The sequence below is a fragment of the Streptomyces apricus genome, from assembly GCF_008369065.1.
Lineage (GTDB): Bacteria > Actinomycetota > Actinomycetes > Streptomycetales > Streptomycetaceae > Streptomyces > Streptomyces apricus.
This window is the reverse complement of the sequence record NZ_VDFC01000013.1, coordinates 1-21,368: the sequence shown is the minus strand read 5'-3', so window position 1 is coordinate 21,368 and position 21,368 is coordinate 1. Positions and strand designations below refer to the sequence as shown.

General features: G+C 66.8%; 28 protein-coding genes and 1 pseudogene. 24 read left to right on the top strand and 5 right to left on the bottom strand.

Going from position 1 to position 21,368, the window contains the following annotated elements; translation table 11 throughout:
• Window positions 1-507, bottom strand: a 507-nt coding sequence (locus FGF04_RS04655) for an HAD family hydrolase (RefSeq protein WP_149509930.1), incomplete at its 3' end; no start/stop codon positions are given.
• 290 nt (window positions 508-797) lie between these two features.
• On the opposite strand from FGF04_RS04655, the gene FGF04_RS40885 reads away from it, so the two are divergent.
• From FGF04_RS40885 to FGF04_RS04540, 21 genes are all read left to right on the top strand, one after another.
• Window positions 798-2,120 carry a major capsid protein gene (locus FGF04_RS40885; RefSeq protein WP_235882193.1) on the top strand — a complete coding sequence of 441 codons (1,323 nt, stop codon included), beginning with the start codon at window positions 798-800 and terminating at the stop codon, window positions 2,118-2,120.
• A 6-nt stretch (window positions 2,121-2,126) separates the two neighbouring features.
• Entirely contained in the window at window positions 2,127-2,519 is a 393-nt protein-coding gene (locus tag FGF04_RS04635; RefSeq protein WP_149509929.1) for a hypothetical protein, read from the top strand.
• A gap of 9 nt (window positions 2,520-2,528) precedes the next feature.
• Window positions 2,529-2,861: a hypothetical protein gene (locus FGF04_RS04630; RefSeq protein ID WP_149509928.1), complete on the top strand. Its 333-nt coding sequence runs from the start codon at window positions 2,529-2,531 to the stop codon at window positions 2,859-2,861.
• Between the two features lie 3 nt (window positions 2,862-2,864).
• Entirely contained in the window at window positions 2,865-3,155 is a 291-nt protein-coding gene (locus FGF04_RS04625; protein ID WP_149509927.1) for an HK97 gp10 family phage protein, read from the top strand.
• Between the two features lie 17 nt (window positions 3,156-3,172).
• Window positions 3,173-3,400, top strand: a complete 228-nt coding sequence (locus FGF04_RS04620) for a hypothetical protein (RefSeq protein WP_149509926.1) — start codon at window positions 3,173-3,175, stop codon at window positions 3,398-3,400.
• Window positions 3,401-3,409: 9 nt separating this feature from the next.
• Window positions 3,410-3,817 (top strand): phage tail termination protein, encoded by a 408-nt coding sequence (locus tag FGF04_RS04615; RefSeq protein ID WP_149509925.1) that lies wholly within the window; start codon window positions 3,410-3,412, stop codon window positions 3,815-3,817.
• 51 nt (window positions 3,818-3,868) lie between these two features.
• Window positions 3,869-4,447 (top strand): phage tail tube protein, encoded by a 579-nt coding sequence (locus FGF04_RS04610; RefSeq protein WP_149509924.1) that lies wholly within the window; start codon window positions 3,869-3,871, stop codon window positions 4,445-4,447.
• Between the two features lie 59 nt (window positions 4,448-4,506).
• Window positions 4,507-4,953: a hypothetical protein gene (locus FGF04_RS04605; RefSeq protein WP_149509923.1), complete on the top strand. Its 447-nt coding sequence runs from the start codon at window positions 4,507-4,509 to the stop codon at window positions 4,951-4,953.
• 50 nt (window positions 4,954-5,003) lie between these two features.
• Window positions 5,004-5,423, top strand: coding sequence for a hypothetical protein (locus FGF04_RS04600; RefSeq protein WP_149509922.1), 420 nt, complete (start codon window positions 5,004-5,006; stop codon window positions 5,421-5,423).
• Window positions 5,424-5,432: 9 nt separating this feature from the next.
• Window positions 5,433-9,530, top strand: a complete 4,098-nt coding sequence (locus FGF04_RS04595) for a peptidoglycan DD-metalloendopeptidase family protein (protein ID WP_149509921.1) — start codon at window positions 5,433-5,435, stop codon at window positions 9,528-9,530.
• Between the two features lie 21 nt (window positions 9,531-9,551).
• Window positions 9,552-10,484: a phage distal tail protein gene (locus tag FGF04_RS04590; RefSeq protein WP_149509920.1), complete on the top strand. Its 933-nt coding sequence runs from the start codon at window positions 9,552-9,554 to the stop codon at window positions 10,482-10,484.
• 9 nt (window positions 10,485-10,493) lie between these two features.
• The gene (locus FGF04_RS04585; protein ID WP_149509919.1) at window positions 10,494-11,678 is read left to right on the top strand and encodes a siphovirus ReqiPepy6 Gp37-like family protein; all 1,185 of its coding nucleotides are present in this window, start codon (window positions 10,494-10,496) and stop codon (window positions 11,676-11,678) included.
• A gap of 15 nt (window positions 11,679-11,693) precedes the next feature.
• Entirely contained in the window at window positions 11,694-12,725 is a 1,032-nt protein-coding gene (locus tag FGF04_RS04580; RefSeq protein WP_149509918.1) for a hypothetical protein, read from the top strand.
• 29 nt (window positions 12,726-12,754) lie between these two features.
• Window positions 12,755-13,987, top strand: a complete 1,233-nt coding sequence (locus FGF04_RS04575) for a hypothetical protein (RefSeq protein ID WP_149509917.1) — start codon at window positions 12,755-12,757, stop codon at window positions 13,985-13,987.
• Window positions 13,988-14,297: 310 nt separating this feature from the next.
• Entirely contained in the window at window positions 14,298-14,855 is a 558-nt protein-coding gene (locus FGF04_RS04570) for a hypothetical protein (RefSeq protein WP_149509916.1), read from the top strand.
• A gap of 53 nt (window positions 14,856-14,908) precedes the next feature.
• Complete coding sequence (locus FGF04_RS04565) at window positions 14,909-15,763, top strand: hypothetical protein (protein ID WP_149509915.1); 855 nt, start codon at window positions 14,909-14,911, stop codon at window positions 15,761-15,763.
• 94 nt (window positions 15,764-15,857) lie between these two features.
• Window positions 15,858-16,205 (top strand): hypothetical protein, encoded by a 348-nt coding sequence (locus tag FGF04_RS04560; RefSeq protein WP_149509914.1) that lies wholly within the window; start codon window positions 15,858-15,860, stop codon window positions 16,203-16,205.
• Window positions 16,205-16,432, top strand: a complete 228-nt coding sequence (locus FGF04_RS04555; RefSeq protein WP_149509913.1) for a DUF7620 family protein — start codon at window positions 16,205-16,207, stop codon at window positions 16,430-16,432. Before FGF04_RS04560 ends, FGF04_RS04555 begins: the two co-directional genes overlap by 1 nt.
• A 10-nt stretch (window positions 16,433-16,442) precedes the next feature.
• Window positions 16,443-16,763, top strand: coding sequence for a hypothetical protein (locus FGF04_RS04550; protein WP_149509912.1), 321 nt, complete (start codon window positions 16,443-16,445; stop codon window positions 16,761-16,763).
• Between the two features lie 74 nt (window positions 16,764-16,837).
• Entirely contained in the window at window positions 16,838-17,707 is an 870-nt protein-coding gene (locus FGF04_RS40880) for a peptidoglycan-binding protein (protein ID WP_235882192.1), read from the top strand.
• A 177-nt stretch (window positions 17,708-17,884) separates the two neighbouring features.
• Entirely contained in the window at window positions 17,885-18,544 is a 660-nt protein-coding gene (locus FGF04_RS04540; RefSeq protein ID WP_149509911.1) for an HNH endonuclease family protein, read from the top strand.
• 59 nt (window positions 18,545-18,603) lie between these two features.
• On the opposite strand, the gene FGF04_RS04535 is transcribed toward FGF04_RS04540, so the two are convergent.
• Window positions 18,604-18,861, bottom strand: a complete 258-nt coding sequence (locus tag FGF04_RS04535; RefSeq protein ID WP_149509910.1) for a hypothetical protein — start codon at window positions 18,859-18,861, stop codon at window positions 18,604-18,606.
• Window positions 18,862-18,936: 75 nt separating this feature from the next.
• Window positions 18,937-19,674: a GntR family transcriptional regulator gene (locus FGF04_RS04530; protein ID WP_235882191.1), complete on the bottom strand. Its 738-nt coding sequence runs from the start codon at window positions 19,672-19,674 to the stop codon at window positions 18,937-18,939.
• A 162-nt stretch (window positions 19,675-19,836) separates the two neighbouring features.
• On the opposite strand from FGF04_RS04530, the gene FGF04_RS04525 reads away from it, so the two are divergent.
• The 3 genes from FGF04_RS04525 to FGF04_RS04515 are packed head-to-tail and all read left to right on the top strand — an operon-like array spanning window position 19,837 to window position 20,677.
• Complete coding sequence (locus FGF04_RS04525) at window positions 19,837-20,181, top strand: hypothetical protein (protein ID WP_149509908.1); 345 nt, start codon at window positions 19,837-19,839, stop codon at window positions 20,179-20,181.
• Between the two features lie 20 nt (window positions 20,182-20,201).
• The gene (locus tag FGF04_RS04520; RefSeq protein WP_149509907.1) at window positions 20,202-20,414 is read left to right on the top strand and encodes a hypothetical protein; all 213 of its coding nucleotides are present in this window, start codon (window positions 20,202-20,204) and stop codon (window positions 20,412-20,414) included.
• Window positions 20,411-20,677 carry a hypothetical protein gene (locus FGF04_RS04515; RefSeq protein ID WP_149509906.1) on the top strand — a complete coding sequence of 89 codons (267 nt, stop codon included), beginning with the start codon at window positions 20,411-20,413 and terminating at the stop codon, window positions 20,675-20,677. The genes FGF04_RS04520 and FGF04_RS04515 overlap by 4 nt, the downstream gene beginning before the upstream one ends.
• A gap of 82 nt (window positions 20,678-20,759) precedes the next feature.
• Here FGF04_RS04515 and FGF04_RS04510 read toward each other — a convergent pair whose 3' ends face one another.
• Together FGF04_RS04510 and FGF04_RS04505 are read right to left on the bottom strand one after the other, a co-directional pair.
• Window positions 20,760-21,038, bottom strand: a complete 279-nt coding sequence (locus FGF04_RS04510; protein ID WP_149509905.1) for a hypothetical protein — start codon at window positions 21,036-21,038, stop codon at window positions 20,760-20,762.
• 25 nt (window positions 21,039-21,063) lie between these two features.
• Window positions 21,064-21,368 (bottom strand): annotated as a pseudogene (locus FGF04_RS04505) (hypothetical protein); the annotation flags it as partial.

Sequence of the window (21,368 nt, the reverse complement as noted above, 5' to 3'; positions counted from 1 at the left end):
CTCGAACACCACGCACTCCTCGGGCGCGACCCCCAGCTCGGCCGCCCCCTTCAAAAACCCCTCGGGATCCGGCTTGCTCGCCCCCACAGACTCCGCCGTGATCCGCAGCTCGGGCATCGAGAGCCCCGCAGCCCCCATACGGGCCGTACTCAGCGCCACGTCCGCGGACGTGACCAGCGCGTGCGGCACCCCCTGCACCCGCAGCGACTCCAGGAACTCCCCCGCCCCCTCGATCGCCACGACCCCGTCCATGTCCGCCGTCTCCTCGGCCAGCATCCGCGCGTTGTCCGCGTGGTTCTGCTCCATGGGCCGGCCGGGCAGCAGCACGGCCATCGACGCGTACCCCTGCCGCCCGTGGACGACCTTCATGACCTCGTCCCCGTCGAGCCCGTGCCGGTCGGCCCAGCGCCGCCACACCCGCTCCACGACGGCGTCCGAGTTGACGAGGGTGCCGTCCATGTCCAGCAGCAGGGCACGGGCGGTCAGCACGGTCGGGGCCATCGGCATGCTCCAAAGACGTGAGGAAGAGCCTCCGGGAGCCGGCCCGGAGGGACAAGGTGGCCCCGCCCGCCGGTCAGGGAGAACGGACGGGAACCACTTTGTTCCACCACGGTACAAAACAAAGCGACCTTCCCGCTACCCGCCCCACCCACCAAATCCACCGGCTCCACCCGATCCCCCCTCCCGCCCGCAGCGGGACGGAGATGTCCGGGCGCGGCGAAGGAGCCCGTAAGCCCACGAACCTCGCCGACGCCGTGGCAGCACGGATGCGCGGCAACTGATCAAAGGAAGAACCCATGCCCGTCACCCTCAACGAGGCGAAGAACAACGCCACGGACGACATCGACGTCCAGGTCATCGACGAGTTCCGCAAGGAGAGCGCCATCCTCGACGCGCTCACTTTCGACGACGTGGTGAACCCCGCCGGTGGCGGCGCGACCCTGACGTACGGCTACCGTCGGCTCGTCACCCAGCCCAGCGCGGCTTTCCGTGCGCTCAACACCGAGTACACGCCCAGCGACGTCCAGACCCAGCGCTACACCGTTGACCTGGCCGTCCTCGGTGGCAGCTTCGAGGTGGACCGCGTCATCGCCAAGATCGGCCCGACGGCGTCCGGTGCTGTCGCGCTGAACATGGCGCAGAAGATCAAGGCGACCAGGACCCGCTTTCAGGACGCCGTGATCAACGGTGACGTGGATGGCGACGAGGACGCCGACGCGGAGAACGGTTTCGACGGCCTCGACAAGGCGCTCCGGGGCTCCAGCACGGAGTTCCGCGCCACTCAGACCACGAACTGGTCCGACTTCGACACTGACCCTCGCGCCGAGCAGAAGGCGCTGGACGTCCTGGACGAGTGGCTGTCGATGCTCGACGGTTCTCCGACCATGGTCCTTGGCAACAAGACCGCCCTGGCCCGTGTGCGTGCGCTCGCCCGTCGCGCCGGCCAGTACGTCCAGAGTCCCGTGGACGGACTCCTCGGCCCCGGCGGCCGACCGATCGTGCGCGAGTCGTACGGCAACATCGTCTTCGTCGACCCCGGCGAGAAGCCGGGCTCCTCGGCCCCGATCATCCCGATCGAGACCCGGGACCCGGACAGCTCGACCTGGACCCTGGAGGTCACCGGGTCCCCCACGGGCGGCACATACACGGTGAGCGTCACCGTCGGCGGCAGCACCCAGACCACCTCGGGGATCGCGTACAACGCCAATGCCTCCACCGTGCAGAGCGCCATCACCGGCCTCTCCAACGTGGGCACCGGCAACGCGACCGTCTCCGGCACGACCGTGAAGACCCTCACCTTCACCGGTAACCTCGCGGGCTTGTCGGTCGGCGTGACCGCCTCAGGCGCCTCCCTGACCGGTGGTACCTCTCCGGCCGTCTCGGTGGCCCAGACGGGCAACAGCGCCGTCTCGGGGCTCACCGATCTGTACGCGGTCCGCATGGGCCTGGACGGCTTCCACGGCGTCAGCACCGTGGGCGGCCAGATCGTCTCCACGTACCTCCCGGACTTCACCACCGCTGGTGCCGTGAAGAAGGGCGAGGTCGAGATGGGGCCGATCGCTGTGGTCCTCAAGGCCACGAAGGCAGCGGCCGTCTTCCGCAACCTCAAGGTCCAGTAGGCCGACATGGCGTACGCGACGGAGCAGGAGTTCGCCGCGTTCTTGACCCCCGAGCCTGCGCCGGCTCACGCCCGCAGACTGCTCGACACGGCTTCGGACCAGATCGCTGAGCTGATCCAGTTCGCCGTGTACGAGGTCGACGCCGAGGGCGCCCCTGCATCTCCCGAGGTCTTCGGCTTCCTCACGAAGGCGACGATCTATCAGGCGCAGTACCTCAAGGAGACGGGAGACGAGACGGGGGCCAACGCCAACGTCTCGTCCATGTCTCAGGGCGGCCTGAGCATCGCGCGCGCCCTGAGCGGCTCCTTGGGATCCGGCAGGACCCCGAGGTACTCGGAGAACGCCATCGGCGTGCTGAGGACCGGAGGGCTCCTCTCCATCCGCCCCCGTACGCGCTGAGGGGGTGCCGTGGCGCTCCTCTTCGCTCCGCACGCGGTCACGGTGGTGACGAAGCCGACGAGCGTGAACCCCCGGGGACCGTCCGAGACCGACTGGACCACCGCCCAGCGGGTCACGATCCAGGGCCAGGTGGAGCCCGCGGTCTCCACGGAGAACCGCGACAACCGCAACCAGGTCGTCAGCACGTACGTGGTGCGGCTCCCGCCCGGCACTGCGGTGGTCTTCAAGGACCGCCTGGAGTGGAACGGTCTGACCCTGGAGGTCACCGGCGATCCGCTCCCCTGGTCTGGCATCGCACTGCTCAACCACATCCAGCTCACCGCGTCCCGCATCCGGGGGTGATCCGTGGACATCCAGCTCGATGAGGCGGCTATCCGCGCCCTCACCGGTCACCGGGCCGTGCACAAGGCCGTGGTGGACACCGCAGAGCAGGGGCGGGACTTCGCCCGCTCCATCGCCCCGGTCGACACCGGGCGATACCGGGACTCGATCGAGGTCCGCAAGGACGGCGACGAGGCGGAGATCGTCTCGGAGCTGGACTACGCGCCCCACATCGAGCACGGCACCCGGCACATGCCGGGCCAGCACATCTTCGGCCGGACCCTGGACTCCCTGCGGAGCAGCGGCCAGCCCTGATTCCGAGAGGAAAACGCATGTCTGTCCAGGTGAAGGTCTCCTTCCCGCACAAGGACCGGCAGGGCACCGCCCACGAGGTGGGCGAGGTCTACGCCTGCTCCGAGCAGGAGGCCCAGACCCGCGTCAACGACGGCTTCGTCCGTCGCGTGGAGGGGACGACCCAGCCGGAGCCCGCGGGCGAGTCCAAGGCCCTGAAGACCGAGCAGTCCCGCAAGGCCGCCGAGGCGAAGGCTCCCGCGAAGTAGGAGGCGGCCGTGGCCATCAGCATCACGGTCTTCCCCGACGCGGAGCTGATGGCGATGAACTTCCTGGCCGAGTACTTCGGCGAGGACGCCTTCGTCTGCTCCACGGCCCCGGAAGCGGGGTCCTTCGAGGAGCTGCTCCCGATCGTCCGGGTCTCCCGGATCGGCGGCACCTGGCGTGTGCGCAAGGCGCTGGACGAGCCCTCGATCGACGTGGACGTGTGGTCCACGGACGCCGCCCTCTCGCATTCCCTGGCCAACCGCGCTCGCGGGGCCCTGGAGGGCATGGTCGGCGATCAGCGGGACGGCGGGCTGGTCACGTTCAGCTCCGAGATCTCCGGGCCCGGTAGACGTCCGGACGAGAACCCCAAGGTCTACCGCATCGGCTTCACCGTCGGGCTCTGCGTACGCCCCGCGTGACCGACTCTCTCCCGGGCCTGACCCGGGTCAACACCTCGAAGGAGGACCCTCATGGCTGACATCAATGACGGCGTCCGGGTCGGATACGCGGGCAAGGCGTACATCGGACTCGTCGGCGCCGTGGCCCCCGCGACCCTCACAGCCGTCCCCGACCCGGACGACTGGATGGACCTCGGCAAGGTCACCGAGGACGGCCTCACCGAGGCCACCGATCAGGCGCGCTCGGAGTTCAAGGCGTGGGGCTACGACTCCCCCGTCCGGACCCAGCTCACGTCCAAGACCACCACGTTCGCGCTGAGCTTCATGCAGTCGAGCAACGTGCATGTGATCAGCCTGTTCCACTCGGTGCCCACCGACGACATGACGACCACAGGTACGGGTGACACGGCCTACACCTCGTTCACCATCGGCCAGAACACGGAGCCCGATGTCCGGGCCCTGCTCCTGGACATCGTGGACGGGGGCTTCGCTACGCGGATCATCGTCCCCCGCGTCGAGGTCACTGAGCGTGGCAACAAGACCTACAAGGGCTCGGAGACGGTCAACTACCCGATGACCTTCACCGCTCTGACCGCGTCCGACGGCACGTCGGTCCGCTACATGATGGGCGGCCTCGTCGTTCCGGCCTGAGCCGGCCAGCAGTCCAAGCACGTCTGAACCACACCCCCTTTCCCTTCAGGAGCACAGCCATGACCGAGCGCGACCTTCGTCACCGCGGCGACGAATACGACGAGCCGGACTTCGACGAGGAGCCGGAGGACGAAGTCGACGACCTCGAACTGGACGCCGACTTCACCGGTGCCGACCTCGCCAAGCGCGAGACCACCAAGCAGCCGTATCGCTTCCGTGGTCCCGACGGGACCGTGTTCTCCGTACCCCACCCGGACCTGTGGAGCGTCAGGGGCCAGAGTGCCCTTGAGGGTGGGGACATCCCCACGTGGGCCATGGAGGTCTTTGACCAGGACATGGAGCTGGTCCAGAGCTTCCTGGACATGCCCATGGGCGTCTTCCGCCCGGTCATGACGAAGATCACCCAGATCGCCAATGAGACCAGCCGAGCGGGGATGAACCGGGGGGAACGGCGAGCTTCCGCGCGCATGTCGCGGAGCACTCCGAAGAACTCGAAGCGTCGCTGATCAGCGAGTACGGGGCGGAGGGCGACCTACTCCGGTTCTACCGGGGCGAGATGACCCTTCGCAGGCTCCGGGTCTTGATGAACGGCCTGCCGTCCCACTCGATGTACAAGGCCAAGCTCCGTGGCATCACGGACGGACAGCGCTGGGGCGATGTGGAGTACCTCCTCGCCTTCATCGCCGACATGCTCCAGGCCCAGTACGGGGTGGCTTACGTCGGCGCGACGAACAAGCAGCCGCCGAGCATGACCCCGTACCCGCGTCCTGAATACGTCTCCAGGACTACAGCTGAGGACGAGGACGCCAACGCCCAGGCGGAAGCCCTTCTCGAACTCTGGTCCAGCGGAGCCCTGGAAAGCCAGGCAATCGAGCAGACCGGCTGGATCAACGGAACACCGGCGGACCACCGCGGCCTCCTGCCCAGCGGCATCGAACAGCTCCCGGAGACGGGAGGCACGACCACCACTGAGTAGGGGGCGGTCGTGACAACGCCTGTCGGCACGGTCTCTCTGAGGGTCAGCCCGGACGTCAGCCACTTCGGGCAGGAGCTGTCCCAGCGGCTCAGGGCCGAAAATTCCTCCTTCTCCGTCCCCATCGAGATCGACCGCCCGTCCCTGGCGAGCTTCCGCGCCCAGGTGGCGAACCTGATCCGCCCGGTCGTTCTGCCGGTTCTGATGCAGATCGACCGGGCGTCCATCGCGACGTACCGGGCTCAAGTCGCCAACCTCGTGCGCCCGCAGCAGGTCGACGTCAACGTCAATCTCCAGGGCGAGGCAGCAGCGCGAGCCCGGCTGGACGCGCTTGCGCAGGACCGCACGAGCAACGTCCGGGTTGACGTCGACCGAGGAGCGGCCGGAGTTCTTGGCCGCATCACCTCGGCGGCCGGCTCGGCCCTGGGCATGGTGGCCGGGCTCGCCTCAAAGGTCGCGCTCCTCGGCTCCGCCGCTCCTGCGGTCGGAGCCGTCGTCAGCACAGTTGCCGCCATCGCCCCGGCGGCTGCCCTCGCGCTCCCGGCGGTCGCCGCTGTCGGCTCGGTCATCGGTGCCATCAGAGTCGGCACCGCTGGGCTCTCCGACGCCTTCAGCCAGGCGTTCAACCCGACGACGCCAGAGGCGTACGCCGAGGCGATGGCCAAGCTCTCGCCTCAGGCGAGGTCCTTGGTCGAAGGCGTGACGGCCCTCAAGCCCGCTTGGGACTCGTTGCGGCTCGACGTGCAGGACCGCCTTCTCGGCGGCATAGGCAGTCGGCTGACGGACGTGGGCTCTCGCGTCCTCCCGATCCTTCGGGGTGGCCTTGAGGGCACCGCGGGCCTCCTGAATCGGGTCGCCAAGAACGCTCTGACCGCCGTCGACAACCTGGCCCGTACGGGGATGCTCAAGCAGATCTTCGATGGGGCCACCAAGTCCCTGTCACCGCTGAGCCGCATCCCGGCCCAGCTCGTCACCGGCTTCGGCCAGGTGGCTGTCGCCGCTCAGCCCGCCTTCCAGCGCATCACGGAGGGCGCAGCCGGCGCGGCGGACAGCGTCTTCGCCAAGCTCACCAAGGCGTTCGAGTCCGGTGGCATGGAGCGGGCCATCGACCAGGCGGTCAGCCTGCTCGGCGATCTGATGGACGTCGCGGGGAACGTCCTGTCCATCCTCGGCGACATCTTCATGGCCGGGGAGGACACCGGCGGCGGGACCATCCAGGTCCTGAAGGAGATCACCGGGAGCATCTCGGAGATCACTTCAAGCCCCGAGGTCCAGGCCGGGCTGAAGGCGCTCTTCTCCGTGATGGGGACGCTCGCCACTACGGTGGCGCCGCTCCTCGGTACGGCCCTGAAGTTCGTCGGCCAGATCTTCGAGCAGCTCGGCCCTCCGGTCGAGGTCCTCGTGCGGGCCCTGGGCGATGCCCTGACGCCCGTGATCGATGCTCTGGGCCCCGTTCTGGTCATCCTGGCGGGCGTCCTCGGGGACATCCTCGTGGCCGTCTCACCCCTGATCCCCGTGATCGGGGAGCTGCTGGCCACGGCGCTAAGGCCGCTGGGTCCGGTCTTCGAGGTCATCGGCGCTCTGATCGTCGCGCTGGCCCCGACGGTCGCCCTGCTCGCGGATGCGCTGGGCCAGATCCTGACGCCGATCCTGGAGGGGCTCGGCACGGTCCTCGTGACGCTCGTGCAGGAGGGCGCCACTCAGTTCATGGAGGTCCTGGAGCTGCTGCTCCCGGTCATCCCCGAGCTGATCCCTCCGCTGCTCAGCGTGGGCAAGTCACTGGGTGATCTGCTGCTGGCCATCGCGCCGTTGCTGCCTCAGATCATGCTGCTCGGCGTCCAGCTCCTCGTGGTGCTGCTCCCGGCGATCCTGCCGCTGCTGCCACCGATCCTTCAGCTGACGGACCTGCTGGTCCGGCTGGCCGTCTGGGCGATCAAGCGGATCGTCCTCCCGGCCGTTCAGGGCTTGGTCGACTTCGTGAAGGACATGGGGCGCAAGCTCCAGCCCTTCATCGACGCGGTCCGGCACGTCACCGAGTGGATCGCCCAGAAGTTCCAGTGGCTCTACAACAAGGTCGTCGGCCACTCGGTCCCCGAGCTGATCAGGAAGATCCGCGACTGGTTCAACACCGGCAAGGCGTGGATCAAGGAGATCTGGAACTCCACCTGGGACAACACCGTCGGGCGTGCCGTCAGCGGTGCCCGTACGGTGAACGACAAGGTGTCGGGCTTCGCTCGTGGGGTCCGTGACCGGTTCAACGACGCCAAGCGCTGGACCTCCGACAAGTGGTCCGCTCTCTGGTCCGGTGTCTCCGGGACGACGACCTCGATGGCCAAGGCCGTCGGGGGCAAGGTCCGGGACTTCAAGGACTCCGTGATCGGCTTCTTCTCGAAGGCGATCCAAGGCATCGAGAACGTCTGGTCCAGGCTCCAGGGCATCTCCAAGAAGCCCGTGAAGTTCATGATCGAGACGGTCTTCAACAAGGGGATCGTCGGGGTCTGGAACGCCACGGCGGCCAAGCTCCCGGGCATCGGGAAGATCGGCGAGATGAAGCTCCCCAAGGGCTTCGCCTCGGGCGGCATCCTCCCCGGCTACACGCCGGGACGGGACGTCCACCGCTTCGTCTCCCACACGGGCGGCGTGCTCGACCTCTCCGGCGGCGAGGCCATCATGCGTCCCGAGGTCACCCAGGTCATGGGGCGCAGCGGGATCGACACCCTGAACGCCGCAGCTCGTCAGGGCGGCGTCCAGGGCGTACGGGCCGTTCTCGCACGGGGCATCCCCCACCAGGCGTTCTTCGGTGGCGGCATCTTCGGCGACGCCTGGGACAAGCTCACGGACAACCCGGTGACCGACAAGGTCAAGGATGTCGTCAGCAAGGGGGTCGACTGGGCCCGAGGCGGCCTGGCCGATCTCGCCGAGAAGGCGTTCAAGGCCCTGCTCGGCACGCTGAATGTTCCGTCCTTGCAGAACCCGAAGTGGGCCGACGCGATCAAGGCGATCCCCGTCACCCTGGCGGACAAGATCGTCGACTTCGTCCGGGGCAAGGAGGCCGAGTTCGGGGGCTCCGGCTCCTGGATGAAGCCCGTGAACGCGCCGTACGGCACCAAGTTCGGCGTCAAGGGCTCCATGTGGTCCTCGGGCCGTCACACGGGCCTGGACTTCCCGGCGGCGGTCGGCACGGCGATCAAGGCCGTGGCGGCCGGGCGGGTCTCCTCCGTCGGCACCGGCGGGCCGTACGGCAAGCACCTCACCGTGGACCACGGTGGCGGCCTCCAGTCGCTGTACGCGCACATGTCCGCGATCGTGGCCAAGTCCAAGGAGAACCTGGCGGCCGGCTCGGCGATCGGCAAGGTCGGAGCTACCGGAAACGTCACCGGTCCGCACCTCCACTTGGAGGCCCGGGTCAACGGCAAGGCGGTCGACCCGATGCCGTACCTCACGGGCGGCGGGTCGGTCTCGTACAAGCCGGGTGCCGGTGTCGCTCAGTGGGCCGGTGTGGTCCGGCGAGCGCTGAGCGAGGTCAACCAGCCGCAGTCCCTGGTAAACACGACGCTCAGGCGGATGAACCAGGAGAGTGGCGGCAATCCCAAGGCCGTCAACCTCTGGGACTCCAACGCCAAGGCGGGCTATCCGTCCGTCGGCCTCATGCAGGTCATCCGGCCCACCTTCCAGGCATATGCCGGGAAGTACCGGAACAAGGGCCCGTTCATGTACGGGACCTCGATCGACCCGCTCGCCAACGTGTATAGCTCCATGCGGTACGCGCTCTCGGCGTACGGGTCGCTCTCCAAGGCGTACAACCGCCCCGGCGGATACGCCAAGGGAGGTTTCCCGAGCGCGGGCGAGCTGTCCTGGGTCGGTGAGGAGGGCCCGGAGCTGGTCCGCTTCAAGCGGCCAGCCCAGGTCTATCCGCACCAGGCGTCGATGCGGATCGCTCAGCAGATGGCCAACACGCCTCAGATCATGCCGATCCCTGCTGCACGCCAGGAGCGGGTCCAACCGCACGTGACCTTCAACGCCACCGTCACGGACAAGCCGACCCGCGAGACGGTCACGCACGCGCTGCGCGATTACGCGGCGCTGTACAGCCCTCAGATCGTCTCTTGACCGGAACTCGGAGGGGCAGCGATGCCGATCTTCGTACGCCCCTCCGGGGACCTCCCGGGAGGAACCGACCCACCGCTGATCGCCCCGCTGGAGGTGCCCAGCCTCTCCTGGACGGACGCCAGGGGGCGTACGACACTCCTGTCCGACTGGGGAAACGGCTGGCTCCTCCAACCCGGCGTCAGGGGCATGGACCTGCCCGGTTACGACTTCTACACCGATTCCTCCCCGCAGATCGACGGCACCGCCCTGCGAGGGCTTCGGGCACAGGCCCGCGAGGTCTTCCTCCCGATCGCCGTCTTCGACACGGACCGGGCGGGCTTCACAGCCCGCAAGCGGTCCTTCCTTCGGACGCTCAACCCCTCTCTGGGGCTCGGCACCCTGACGCTCACCGAGGCGGACGGCTCCTTCCGGACGATCGAGGCGTACTACGTCGGCGGTGCGGAGGGCGACTTCGGGGAGAACACCTCCGGCCTGCACTGGCAGGTGATCGGTCTGACGTTCTCGTGCCCCAGCCCGTACTGGCGCGGTGAGTCGGTTCATCTGGAGTACGGCTCTGCGGCGAGCGGGAGTTTCTTCCCCGTCCTGCCCGTCATCGTGAAGGACTCGCAGGTTCTCGGTGACACCGTCATCGACAACCCCGGGGACGCCACGAGCTTCCCGGTCTGGACGATCCACGGCCCCCTCACATCAGCAGTCGTCACGAACGCCACGACGGGCCTGAGCTTCTCCGTGACAGCCTCTCTCAGCTCATCGGACACCTTGGTCGTTGACACCCGCGAGCGGGTCCAGACGGCCGTTCTGAACGGCTCGACGAACTGGTGGCCCTACCTCGGTGCCGCATCTGATCTATGGGGTCTGGAACCCGGCGAGAACGACGTGTCGCTCGCCCTCGTCGGCACCGACAGCACCACGGTGGTACAGCTCGACTACCAGCCGCGCTTCCTGACCGCGTAGGAGGTGGGGATGGTCTTCAACCAGCCACGCGTCACCGTTCAGGTCCGGGACGAGGGGCTGAACATCATCGGGGTGGTCGACGACTTCACCGCGCTGGCCCTCACGCCGCGGTTCAATGCAGTCGGGGCGTATGTCCTGAGCATCGCCGCGGACTCCCCCAAGTCCGGACTGCTCGTTCCGGGCAACGGCTTGGTGATCCGGCGCGGCTCGAACGTGCTGATGTCCGGCCCGATCCGGGAACCGAACTGGACCCGGTCGGACAACGACGGCGGCAGTGGCACACTCACGGTCAACGGGGTCGACGACATGACCCTCCTGGCCGGAACCACTTGCTGGCCCAACCCGACGGCCGCCCCGGGGTCCCAGTCGAACACGGTGTACAAGATCGCCGGAGTCGTGGCTGAGACGGCCATGCGGGCTCTGGTGAACCTGAACATCGGACCGGGGGCCCAAACCGCCCGCAAGGTGGCCAGCCTGACGCTCGCACCCGACAGCGGAGCCGGACCGAGCATCACCAGGCAGGTCAACCAGTTCGACAACCTCCTGACCGTCCTCCAGGACATCGCCAAGACGGCCGGGCTGGGCTTTCGGATCGTCCAGACCAGCGGCAGCCTTCAGTTCCAGGTCTACGAGCCGGCCGATCTCTCGGCCTCGGCGAAGTTCTCCTTCGGCCTGGGCAACCTCATGAACGCCTCGTACTCCATCACCGCCCCGACCTGCACCAAGGCCGTCGTCGTGGCGGGAGGGAACACCAGCGCCCGCGTGGTCTCGGTGACGACCCGAGCGGACCCGGCCTTCCTCGGACCGTGGATCGAGCAGTTCGTGGACAAGACGGACGTTGACTCCACGGCCACCGACCTGGCGGCCCAGATGGCCCAGGCTGCCGACGAAGCGCTCACCTCCGGTGCAGCCCAGGGCAGCCTGACGATGACGCCCATCGATACACCGCTCCTCCAGTTCGGGCGCGACTACACGGTGGGCGATCAGGTCTCGTGCCAGGTCCGGGACGGCTTCATCGCGGATGTGGTCCGCGAGGTCAACATCGCCTTCGACGCGCAGGGCGGATACGCCGCCAAGGCCGTCATCGGCTCCTCGGACTCCACGAACAACCAGGACGTCCTGGCCCGGCAGTTCCAGTACATCGCCCGCATCTTCACCCGGCTGAGGCGCTTGGAGACGCGAAAGCCGTCCTAGCGCAGAGAGGCCGACATGACCCAGAGCAGCTTTCCCTTCGGGTCCTCCAGCATCACCACGGAGGATCAGTGGTCGTCGATGTTCCGTATGGCCCAGGTGGACGGCATCTTCGCGGCCAGTGAGGCAGACACCGACCTCCGTGTGACCGCCTCCAACGCCTCCACCCTCGCGGTCGCCGTCGGAGAAGCGTGGATCCAGGGGACGTACTACAAAAATGACGCCACCCTGAACGTCTCCGTCCCGACCAACTCCGGTGGTCTCACGCCCCGGAAGGATCTCGTCGTCCTGCGCCGGGATCCCTCCACCGACACCGTGTCCGTTCAGTACCGAACGGGCGGCACGAGCTTCCCGTCCCTGACGCAGACCTTGAACGGCACGTGGGAGCTTCCGCTCGCGCAGGTCACCGTGGCCGCAGGAGCATCCGTCGTGCCGCCGTCCGGCGTCGTTGACGTCCGGTGGTTCGTGGGCCGGCCCGTCATCCTCGGGAACTCCTCCGACACGCGTCCCCCGGTACGTGGACAGGTGCGGATCCTGAACGGCACGGACATCTACGTGGGTGACGGTAGCTCCTGGAACTTCTTCGGATCCGCCGAGAGCATGGCCGCCAAGACGTACACGCCGGTCTGGGACGCGGGCGGCACGACCATCGACTGGGGCGCGGGCTCCGTCAACCGGGGCCGGTACAAGCGCCTGGCGGGCAACGTCTACTGGGTCAAGATCCAGCTTCAGCCCGCGGGCAACCCTCCGGCCTACGCGGATCCGATCAGGGTCACGCTGCCCTTCAACACCCAGGGTTCCACCCGGGACCTCTTCACCGTGGCCTACACCCAGGCGACCGCCAACGGCGGCGAGTCCTTCGTGGGCACGGCGATGACGTTCCCGACCACCGACGGCGCCAACAAGATCGCCCGTATCCGGGTCCCCTTGTCCGATGGGGTCTCCGGCACGAGCGCCAGCGTCAACAGCCGGAACATCCTCACCAACTCCCCCTTCAACATCCGTACCGATGACGTGCTGACGATCACCGGCACGATCGAGATCGCCTGACCTGGGCTCTACTGATCAAGGAGGGCCCCGTGGCTCGTCATCTCTTCGGTCTCTCCCCCTCTGACGTCACCGTTCAGCAGGTGGGCGAGGACATGAAGCTCCGTCCGGGGTCCGTGGGTACCGTTTGGGACGCCCTGAGCGGCGGCACCCAGCTCACGGACCTGACCGACTTCGGCGGCACTCCCAGCACCACCGTGACCTCGGACTCCAACTCGATCATCGGGTTCTACGGGCCGGAAGGCGTCACGACCGTGTACGTCGACTTCGGCTCCCCCAGCCGAGTCCTCATGCAGGCCACAGACCTTGGCGACGCCATCGCCGAACTGCGGATCGACAAGCTCGACAAGTCCGGCGGCACGATGATCGGGTCCCTGATCCTTGATGCCGATCCGGCCACAGCGCTCGGAGCCGCCACGAAACAGTACGCCGATGGGAAGCTCCCGCTCACCGGCGGAACGGTCTCCGGCGACCTCGCGGTCACCGGCACCGCTCGAAGCGCGACCGTCCAGGGCGGTACGGCTTCCGGCGGGAACCTGATGCTCAACTCCACCTCGAACGCGACGAAGGGGAAGATCCTTCTCGGCTCGAACTCCGCGTACGACGAGGTGAACAAGCGACTGGGCATCAACACCACCTCGCCTACCCAGTCGATCGAGGTGTCCAACGGCGCCGTCTACGTCTCGACCACGAGCGGCGTCGACCCGTCATACGCCACGCTGAGCAACACCGGTCTGGCGTTCACCGGGAACGGCGGCTCCGTCTCCGGGCTGACCTCGATCAGTGGCCTCGCCGGCCCGCTCAATGTCTCGGGCTCTCTCGCCATCTCGGGCGGCCTGTCGGTCACCGGCGTGGGACAGGTCCAGTACGCCCGCAAGACGGCCGACCAGTCGAAGACCTCCACCACGACGCTCGGCAACGACACCCACCTCTTCCTCCCGGTGGTCGCGAACGCGACGTACAGCCTGTTCCTGCTCTGCATCTTCTCCGGTTCGACCACGGGGGACATCAAGTTCGACTGGACCGTCCCGTCCGGAACGGTTCTGCGGTGGGCCGACCAGACCGGCACCTCCGGTCTGAACACCGACGTGGACGTGTACTCGGCTCCGGGCAGCACCACCCAGGTCGCCTTCCAGATCTGGGCCACGGTGGTCACCTCGTCGACTGCGGGCAACGTCCAGTTCCGATGGGCTCAGAACGCCTCGGACGCCACGGCCACGATCGTCCGCGCGAACTCGATGCTCCAGCTCACGCGGGCTGCCTGAGCAACGAAGCCCCCGGCCCTCGGAAGTTCCTGGGTGTGGTTCGTCCAAGGGCTGGGTCACCAAATCGATCGTGCCTGTAGCACGGCCCCGCTACCTTCCCTGTATGGCCCGGTCGTGTGTCTTTTGCGGTAGTACTCCCCTGACCAACGAGCACGTGTTCCCTCGCTGGTTGGCGAGCGGTCTTCCAGAGGAAGATCGAGAGCGTAGCGCCACTATCCACTCGCTGACCGAGAGCGGAGATCGTATGCACCGCGGGCGTGCTCTCACTGCGACGGTCAAGGCTGTGTGCTCGACGTGTAACAGCGGATGGATGAGCGCGCTTGAAGGAGCGGTTCAGGCCACCCTTCTTCCCATGATCAAAGGCACAAAGACGGAAATCACTCCAAGCAGCCAGGAGGTACTGGCCACATGGACACTCAAAACCGCTCTCATGTGCCAACTCATGCAGGACCGCTCGGTTCATAACCTTCCCTCCGTCCACTACACGGAGTTGTTCCAAGCCCGCAAGCCAAGCAGTCAGATGCGGGTTTTCGCGGCCTACATGGCTCCGCCTCAGTACCCGCCGGGCGTGAGCCCCATCGAGTACCGCTCGATCCCATCAGAAGGACGCTTCCAGACGCCCGACGGGACGGAGCACAAACTCTGGGGAGTAGTCGTGACGTTGCGGATCGGCTACGCCGTGCTGCAACTGGTGAGTGTGGGGCCTGTCGGCTACACCTACGAGATCAACCTCGCGGGCTTCGCTCCGTATGCCCGGCAAATCTGGCCAGCTCAGGACACAACGGCCTGGCCGCCTCAACGTCTCGAATCGATCCAAGAGCTGAACCAGTTCGCTGATCCGCTCAAGCATCCGAAGGTTGCGCTCTGAAGATCTCGGCTAAATCCATCGCCCTGTAGTACAGGGGCGGTTACCGTCCCTTCATGGACGATTCGCTCTCCTTCGAGAGCTTCCTCGAAGGCGCCAAGAAGGCCGCCCACAGAGCCATGGACGACCATGGGCGTGGCGAGTACGACGAGTTCGCCCTCCACGGCGGAGTCGCCGTGGAGAGGCTCGCCAAGGCCGCTCTGGTCAAGAAGAACCCCGTGTACCTCTTGGACATGAACAAGGGGAACCCTGACCTATTGCTGTACTTCGGCGGCCACCTAGAGATAAGCCCGGACAGGATCCGAACCGTGGGCGCCAAGGACGCCATCAAACGGCTACGCAGCCTGGGCGTCCTTCTCCCGAGCCCTCAGCTCGACAAGCTGATCGAACTCCGCAACGGTACCGCCCATACGACTGTGGGCGACGAAGCCAAATCGCTCCTACCCTCGCTCGCAGAGACCATCGGAACTCTGCTAAAGGACATTTTCCTGCCGACCGAGCAGTTCTGGGGCCGCTGGTCGAGCGCCATCCACGTGGCTATCGACAAGCACAGGGATGAGGTTCAGCGAGATGTTCAGGTACGCATCCGTCAGGCAAAAAATCGCTTCGAGGATCGGTTCGGAAACCTACCGAGTAACCTCCTTGAGGGAGTGCAGGCTCCACTGAGGGATCTCCGCAGCGAATGGTTCCCCGCCGGAATCCATAAAGAGACTGGCAGACCCGGCCCGCCTATGGGCTGGTTTCCATGCCCCGCATGCGGCAACAAAGCACTGGCTATATTGCGCTCGCAAGACGAAGACACAGAGAACGAATTGGACATCTTTTCGTGCACTCTTTGCGGACTGAACCTTGCCGGAGTCGATGAGTACGTGGCTGCCGGGCTCAGCTTGCCGGAGATTCCTTCCACCTGATCGATGCATACGCCTGCCCCGGCTCCCCGAGCCGGGGCCTTTCGCATGCCCCCATCGCGCCGGATCCTCCTGCGCACATCCGCAAGGAGTCCCCGTGGTACCTGACCTGATCTGGGTCCTGGCAGCAGCCGAGGAGGCGGGCGCAGGGCCCGACATCGGCAAGATGATCGGCCAGCTCCTCCAGTACGGCGTCGTCGGCCTGATCGTCGTCCTGCTGATTGTCGGCGTCCTTGTCCCGAAGTGGGCGATGAACAACCTCATCGTCGATAAGGACGGATGGCGCGCGGCCTACGAGACCGAACGCGATGCCCACCAGGCAACGCGTCAGCAGCTCGCCGCCGCTCAGGCCAGTGCCGAAGTCGCCACCGAGCAGGGCCAGGCCATGGTCCGGCTCCTCGAAGAATTCGGCCACCGGCCCCAGACCGCCCCCAGGAGCACCTGATGTGGCCCTTCACCCGACGTAGCCACGAGTCTCCCGAGTCGGAGACCGCGAAGAGGGCCGCCGAGAAGTCCCTCCAGGAAGCGCAGGCCCGGAACCCCGAGTCCGAGGCCAAGCTCACCGAGAGCCACCGGGTGAAGGAGCAGCTCAGAGCCCACAACCGGGCGAACGCCTACAGCGACTTGATCGAGGGCATCGTCCTCGACCGGCTCAATGACGGCCGCCCGTAAGGAGGGACCCATGCTGTACGCCCTGACCCTGTACGTCCTGCTGATCGTCGGCCTGCTGGCCTCGGTCGGCTTCCTCGTCCTGCACCGGCCCCGGCGCTTCTTCCGAGCCGTGGAGATCAACGCCTCGTGGTGGGTGATCATCGTCGGCCTCTGGTACGCGCGGTCCCTCGCGCTGCTGGGAATCCGCGGTGTCCGTCCCGAGCACGCCTGGTGGGACATCGCCCTCTCGCTCGGCCTCCTGGCCGCGATCGACGGTCTCCTGGTGGTCCGCTTCTTCTCCTACGTCGGGTACCTGCGGGACCACCCCAAGGACCCGCCCACGGCCGCCTGAGCCATCCTCGCCCGCCCCCTCGGTCTCCCGGCCGCAGGGGGCTTCTTCATGCCCTCACACCCCGAGGAGATCCCGTGTCCGACCTCTGGATGCCCGGCGCCGAGAGACTCTCGATCGGCAACACCGCCCCGACCGACGGCGGACCCGCCAAGGCGGTGGCTCACATCACCTGGGACAGGTCGGCCACCAAGGCCAAGCCCCAGGATCTCGTCCCCTTCGCCAACCTGCGCTCGTACTTCGGCTCGAACCCCTCCGGCCGGGCCGTCGCTCCCCATCTCCTCTGGGACCCGTTCACCGGGAAGATCACCCAGTTCTTCCCGGCGAACTCCCGCTCCCTGTGCCTGAAGGACGGCCCCGGCGGCACCCGGACCAACCGGGCCGGCTCAGCCGTCCTCCAGGTCGAAGCCCTCTTCTTCCCTTGGTGTCGTATCGGCGGGAAGACGTATGAGAAGCTGACCGACACCCCGTGCAAGGGATGGGACGAGCTGCACGCCTGGGTGGTCTCCTGGGGCGTCGCCGACTCCTGGCCAATGGGGAAGCCCTCGGACTACGTGGGGAAGCGGGACGAGCGGATCTGGCGGATCAGGAGCGGCTGGTACGCCCACTCCCAGGTCCCCGAGAACGACCACACGGACCCCGGCTTCTGGCCAGATTTCACCGTCTTGACGGTGAAATCTGCATTGGAGCTGTACCCCGGCGCCCGCTTCTTCATGAACGGCTCGAAGCCCGCCCTGGGCAAGTCCAGCCCGATCTTCACCGCGATGGGCAAGCGCCTCGTGGCCGAGGGCTGCGGCCTGTACAAGGAGGGTCCCGGCCCGAAGCTCGGCCAGGCCGACGTCGACTCGTACGAGAAGTTCCAGCGCAAGCTGGGATACACCGGCACGGCCGCCAAGTGGCCGCCGGGGCCCGCCTCCTGGTCGAAGCTGAAGGTCCCCAAGAGCTGAACTGACGTATCTGGCGGGATGCGAGAGCGCCCCGGTCTCCCTCATGGAGGCCGGGACGCTTCGTCATGTCCAAGCTGAAGCAGGTCCCCGGCGCGCCGGTGTGACGATTTCCCCTGCCCGGGTGACGGGATCGCCGTTCTTCGATGGACGTCTGCGGGTGTCGCTAAGAACGAGGACATGTTCTCGAAGATCGCGGTCCTGGCTACCGCTCTGCTCGCCCTGCCCCTGACCATCTCGCCCGCTGCCGCCGAAGGGGCCTCCCAAGCGGTGTCGTTGCCGCTTGCGACGGCAGTGGACTCTCTTGTGCCAGGCGTCGAATCCCGTGACGGCTACAAGCGAACCAGCTTCAAGCACTGGGTGGACGCCGACCGAGACTCGTGCAGCACCCGCGCCGAGGTCTTGATCGCCGAGTCCCGTACCGAGCCGACGGTGGAGGCCGGCTGCAAGGTCACCTCTGGCGAGTGGTTCTCGTACTACGACGGTGTGACGCTCACCGCTCCAGGCGGCTTGGACATCGACCACATGGTGCCGCTCGCCGAGGCATGGGACTCCGGCGCCTCCGCCTGGACGGCCAAGCACCGCGAGGCGTACGCCAACGACCTCGACGCCGAACGCTCTCTGGTCGCGGTGACCGCCCGCACGAACCGGTCGAAGGCCGATCAGGACCCGGCCGACTGGCTGCCGCCTCTGGCCGATGCCCGCTGCACGTACGCAGCGGACTGGGTGGCCACGAAGCTGCGCTGGGAGCTGACGGTCGACGACCGGGAACGCGAGGCGCTCAACGGCATCGCCGAGGGATGCGGGATGCAGACCGTGGAGTACGAGCCCGCCTCGTAGGCCATCGCAGGCAAGCGCCCCTGATCTCCCACATGGAGATCGGGGGCGCTTTCGTGCGTCTAGCTGTGGTTCCTCTTCTCCAGCTCTTCGACGTAGTTGTACGCGGCGTTGCTGCCCTGCTTGCCGGGCGAGAGCTTCACGATCGCCTTGTCCTTCTCGGGGTTGCCGCTGAGGTACGCCTCGGTCAGGACGTACGGCAGTCCGTCCACGCGGAAGCGGATGCTGCCGTCCGGATACGCACTGACGCGGACCTTGCGGCCATCAGGAAGTTCGATCGGATCGGCGACGAAGTGCGCCTTCAAGGGCTGATCAGCCATACAGACCTCCAGGTCATACAGGCTCGACAGAGCGGTCAGCGTACCGCTCAACTCCCTGGTTTCAGAAGGGTCTGCTCAGTCCTCAAGGTCGATGACGAAGTCCACCACAGTCGTGTCGCCCCTCCGCACGATCGGGTGGGCGACCTCCACGATCCGGCCGTTGTCGGCGATGTGACGCCGGGTGTAGCGCAGCACCGGTACGCCCGCACCGATCCGGAGCGTCGCTGCCTCATGTTCGGTCGGCATCCCTGACGTGAAGCTCTCCGTGATCCTCGTGACACGGATACCGAGAGACCCCATCTGGGCCCTCGTTCCACCGGGCCAGGGTTCGTTGATCGGGTCGGAGACCGGAGTTCCCTCCACATCACTCCAGCGCACGTACGAAGTGCTCATCTGGGTGGGGTGCTCATTGTCGTGGAAGACGAAGTGCCGGGCGAGCAGGCGTTCTCCTACCTCGCACTCGAAGAGGGCCGCCAGGGCTGGTGTGGCCTCCACTCGCTCGAACCGCTTGTCCAAGCGGTACTCGCTCCAGCCGATTCCCTGGTCCCGGGTGTACGGAGTTGACGGAGCACCGGGCTTGTTGCGGTACCGATCGGCCGCCATGCGGTGTACGGGAGGTGTCTGGCGTACGCGGGTCCCGGCCCTGGCCCGCGTCTCGATCAAGCCCTCGTTCCGCAGCAGCGCGAGGGCGTTGCGGATCGTCGTCTCGCTCACTCGATAGTGCGACGAGAGGGCGGGGAGGGTCGGCAGTTGGTCGCCTGCCCCGAACTCACCGGACGAGATACGACGACGCAGCTCAGCGGCGATTCGCATGTACTCGGGCTGCGCCACTGGCCTACCACCGTTTCGAATGATCGCTGCTTTCTGTGCACACATATTGCCCCGACCCGCTTGACCAGCGCCAACCCGCCCGACAATCTGTGCACAGATAAAAGTTATCTGTACTCAGGAAGTCGCGGCTGGCAGGGGATAGACATGCCCGAAACGGGTCAATCATGGCGCCTGGAGTTCAAGGCGCACCCCGCCGAAGCCCACCGAGTCCGCCAGTGGGTGGGTTCCCGCTTGGAACACCCAGACGCCCCGCAGGTCGCCAACGAGCTGTTCGTCTCCGTGCTCGCCACCGGGACGCAGACGGTCGAGATGACACTCTCCACGGCGGACTCGCGTACCCAGCTCACGGCGGCCGGCTCGGTGGAGCTGAAGATCCACCACAGCCACGGTCCCGGCTTCCTGATCGTCAGCGCCCTCTCCTCCCAGTCCGGCGTCACCACCGACGGCAAAGGGATGTGGGCCCTGCTCAGCACCAAGGACAAGGCGTGAGAACGACATCTGGAGGACCGGTGACCGAAGAGCCGAAGCCGTGGGTGGGAGACCAGGTATGGGACGAGGTCGCGGAAAAGGAAGGGGTCGTCACCGACGTCAAGAACGGTGTGTACGAGCTACGGCCTCCGAACCGGACCTGGGGCGAGACGTGGACGGTCCTGGACGGCACGAAGCTGAGGGTCACGGTGTCGCGCCAGGAGCGCCTGAGGCGGCGCCGGGAGGAGGCGTGAACCCCTGGCCCGTGCCGGTCTCCCGGGATCGCCTTGGCGTCCTGATCGCGGCGTACGAGTACGAGTTGGGCTCGTGCTTCCGGTGCACCCGCAAGGGAATCCAGGTCACCCGCTTCGGCGAGATCGTGAGCGAGGAGGGCGAGACCCCTCTGTACGGCTGCCGGGAGTGCGTACAGGAGCTGCTCTCCATACACGAGCGGAACGTGGACCGGACGGGAGAGCGGCCTCGGATCGTCCAGCTCCCCAGAGTTCCTCGCGAGTAGCGGTCCCGTAGCCCAGGAAGCTCCCTCCTTATCCGAGAGGAAAGGCCCCAGCCGGTTCAGGACGGCTGGGGCCTTCGTCCGGTCAGTCCTCGTCCAGCCACTCGAACTCGTCATCGTCGATCTCCTCGAACTCTGGAACCTCGCCCTTCGGGTAGGTGATCGGGTCCGGGTCCCAGTGCCTGTACTCCCAGCGGGCGTGAGTGGTGACCTGCTCGATGCTGTCGGTCGGCATATGAGCACGAGCCGCCTCCAGTGCGGCTTCAACCACTTGGTGATACGTCTCGTTCACGCGGCTGTGCCGGGTGACCTTCTCGTTGACCTCGATCTCCAACGTGATCGTGAGAACCTTCTTGACGCTCATGGGCCCCTCCCTCTTCCTTGAGCGGTCAGTTTGATCCAAAGCCCTGCGCAGGACCCGGCGATCCGATGAGTCCGCCGCAGAAACCCTCAAGTAGATGTGCTTCAAAGAATTCGTGGTGCGCCACCTTCAGGACGTCCACGGCCGCCAGCCCGGCACCCGCCGGAGATCTCAACAGCGCCTGCTGGGACGACGGTTCGAGGTCCCCGAGCATCAGCATCGTCAGCCCGGCCGACCGGACGAGCAGGGTGACGCTCGCGTCGTTGGGGCCCTCGGGACCCGGGAGCGGCTCCGGAGGCGGCCACAGCACCTCCCAGTCGAGCCCGCCCGTAC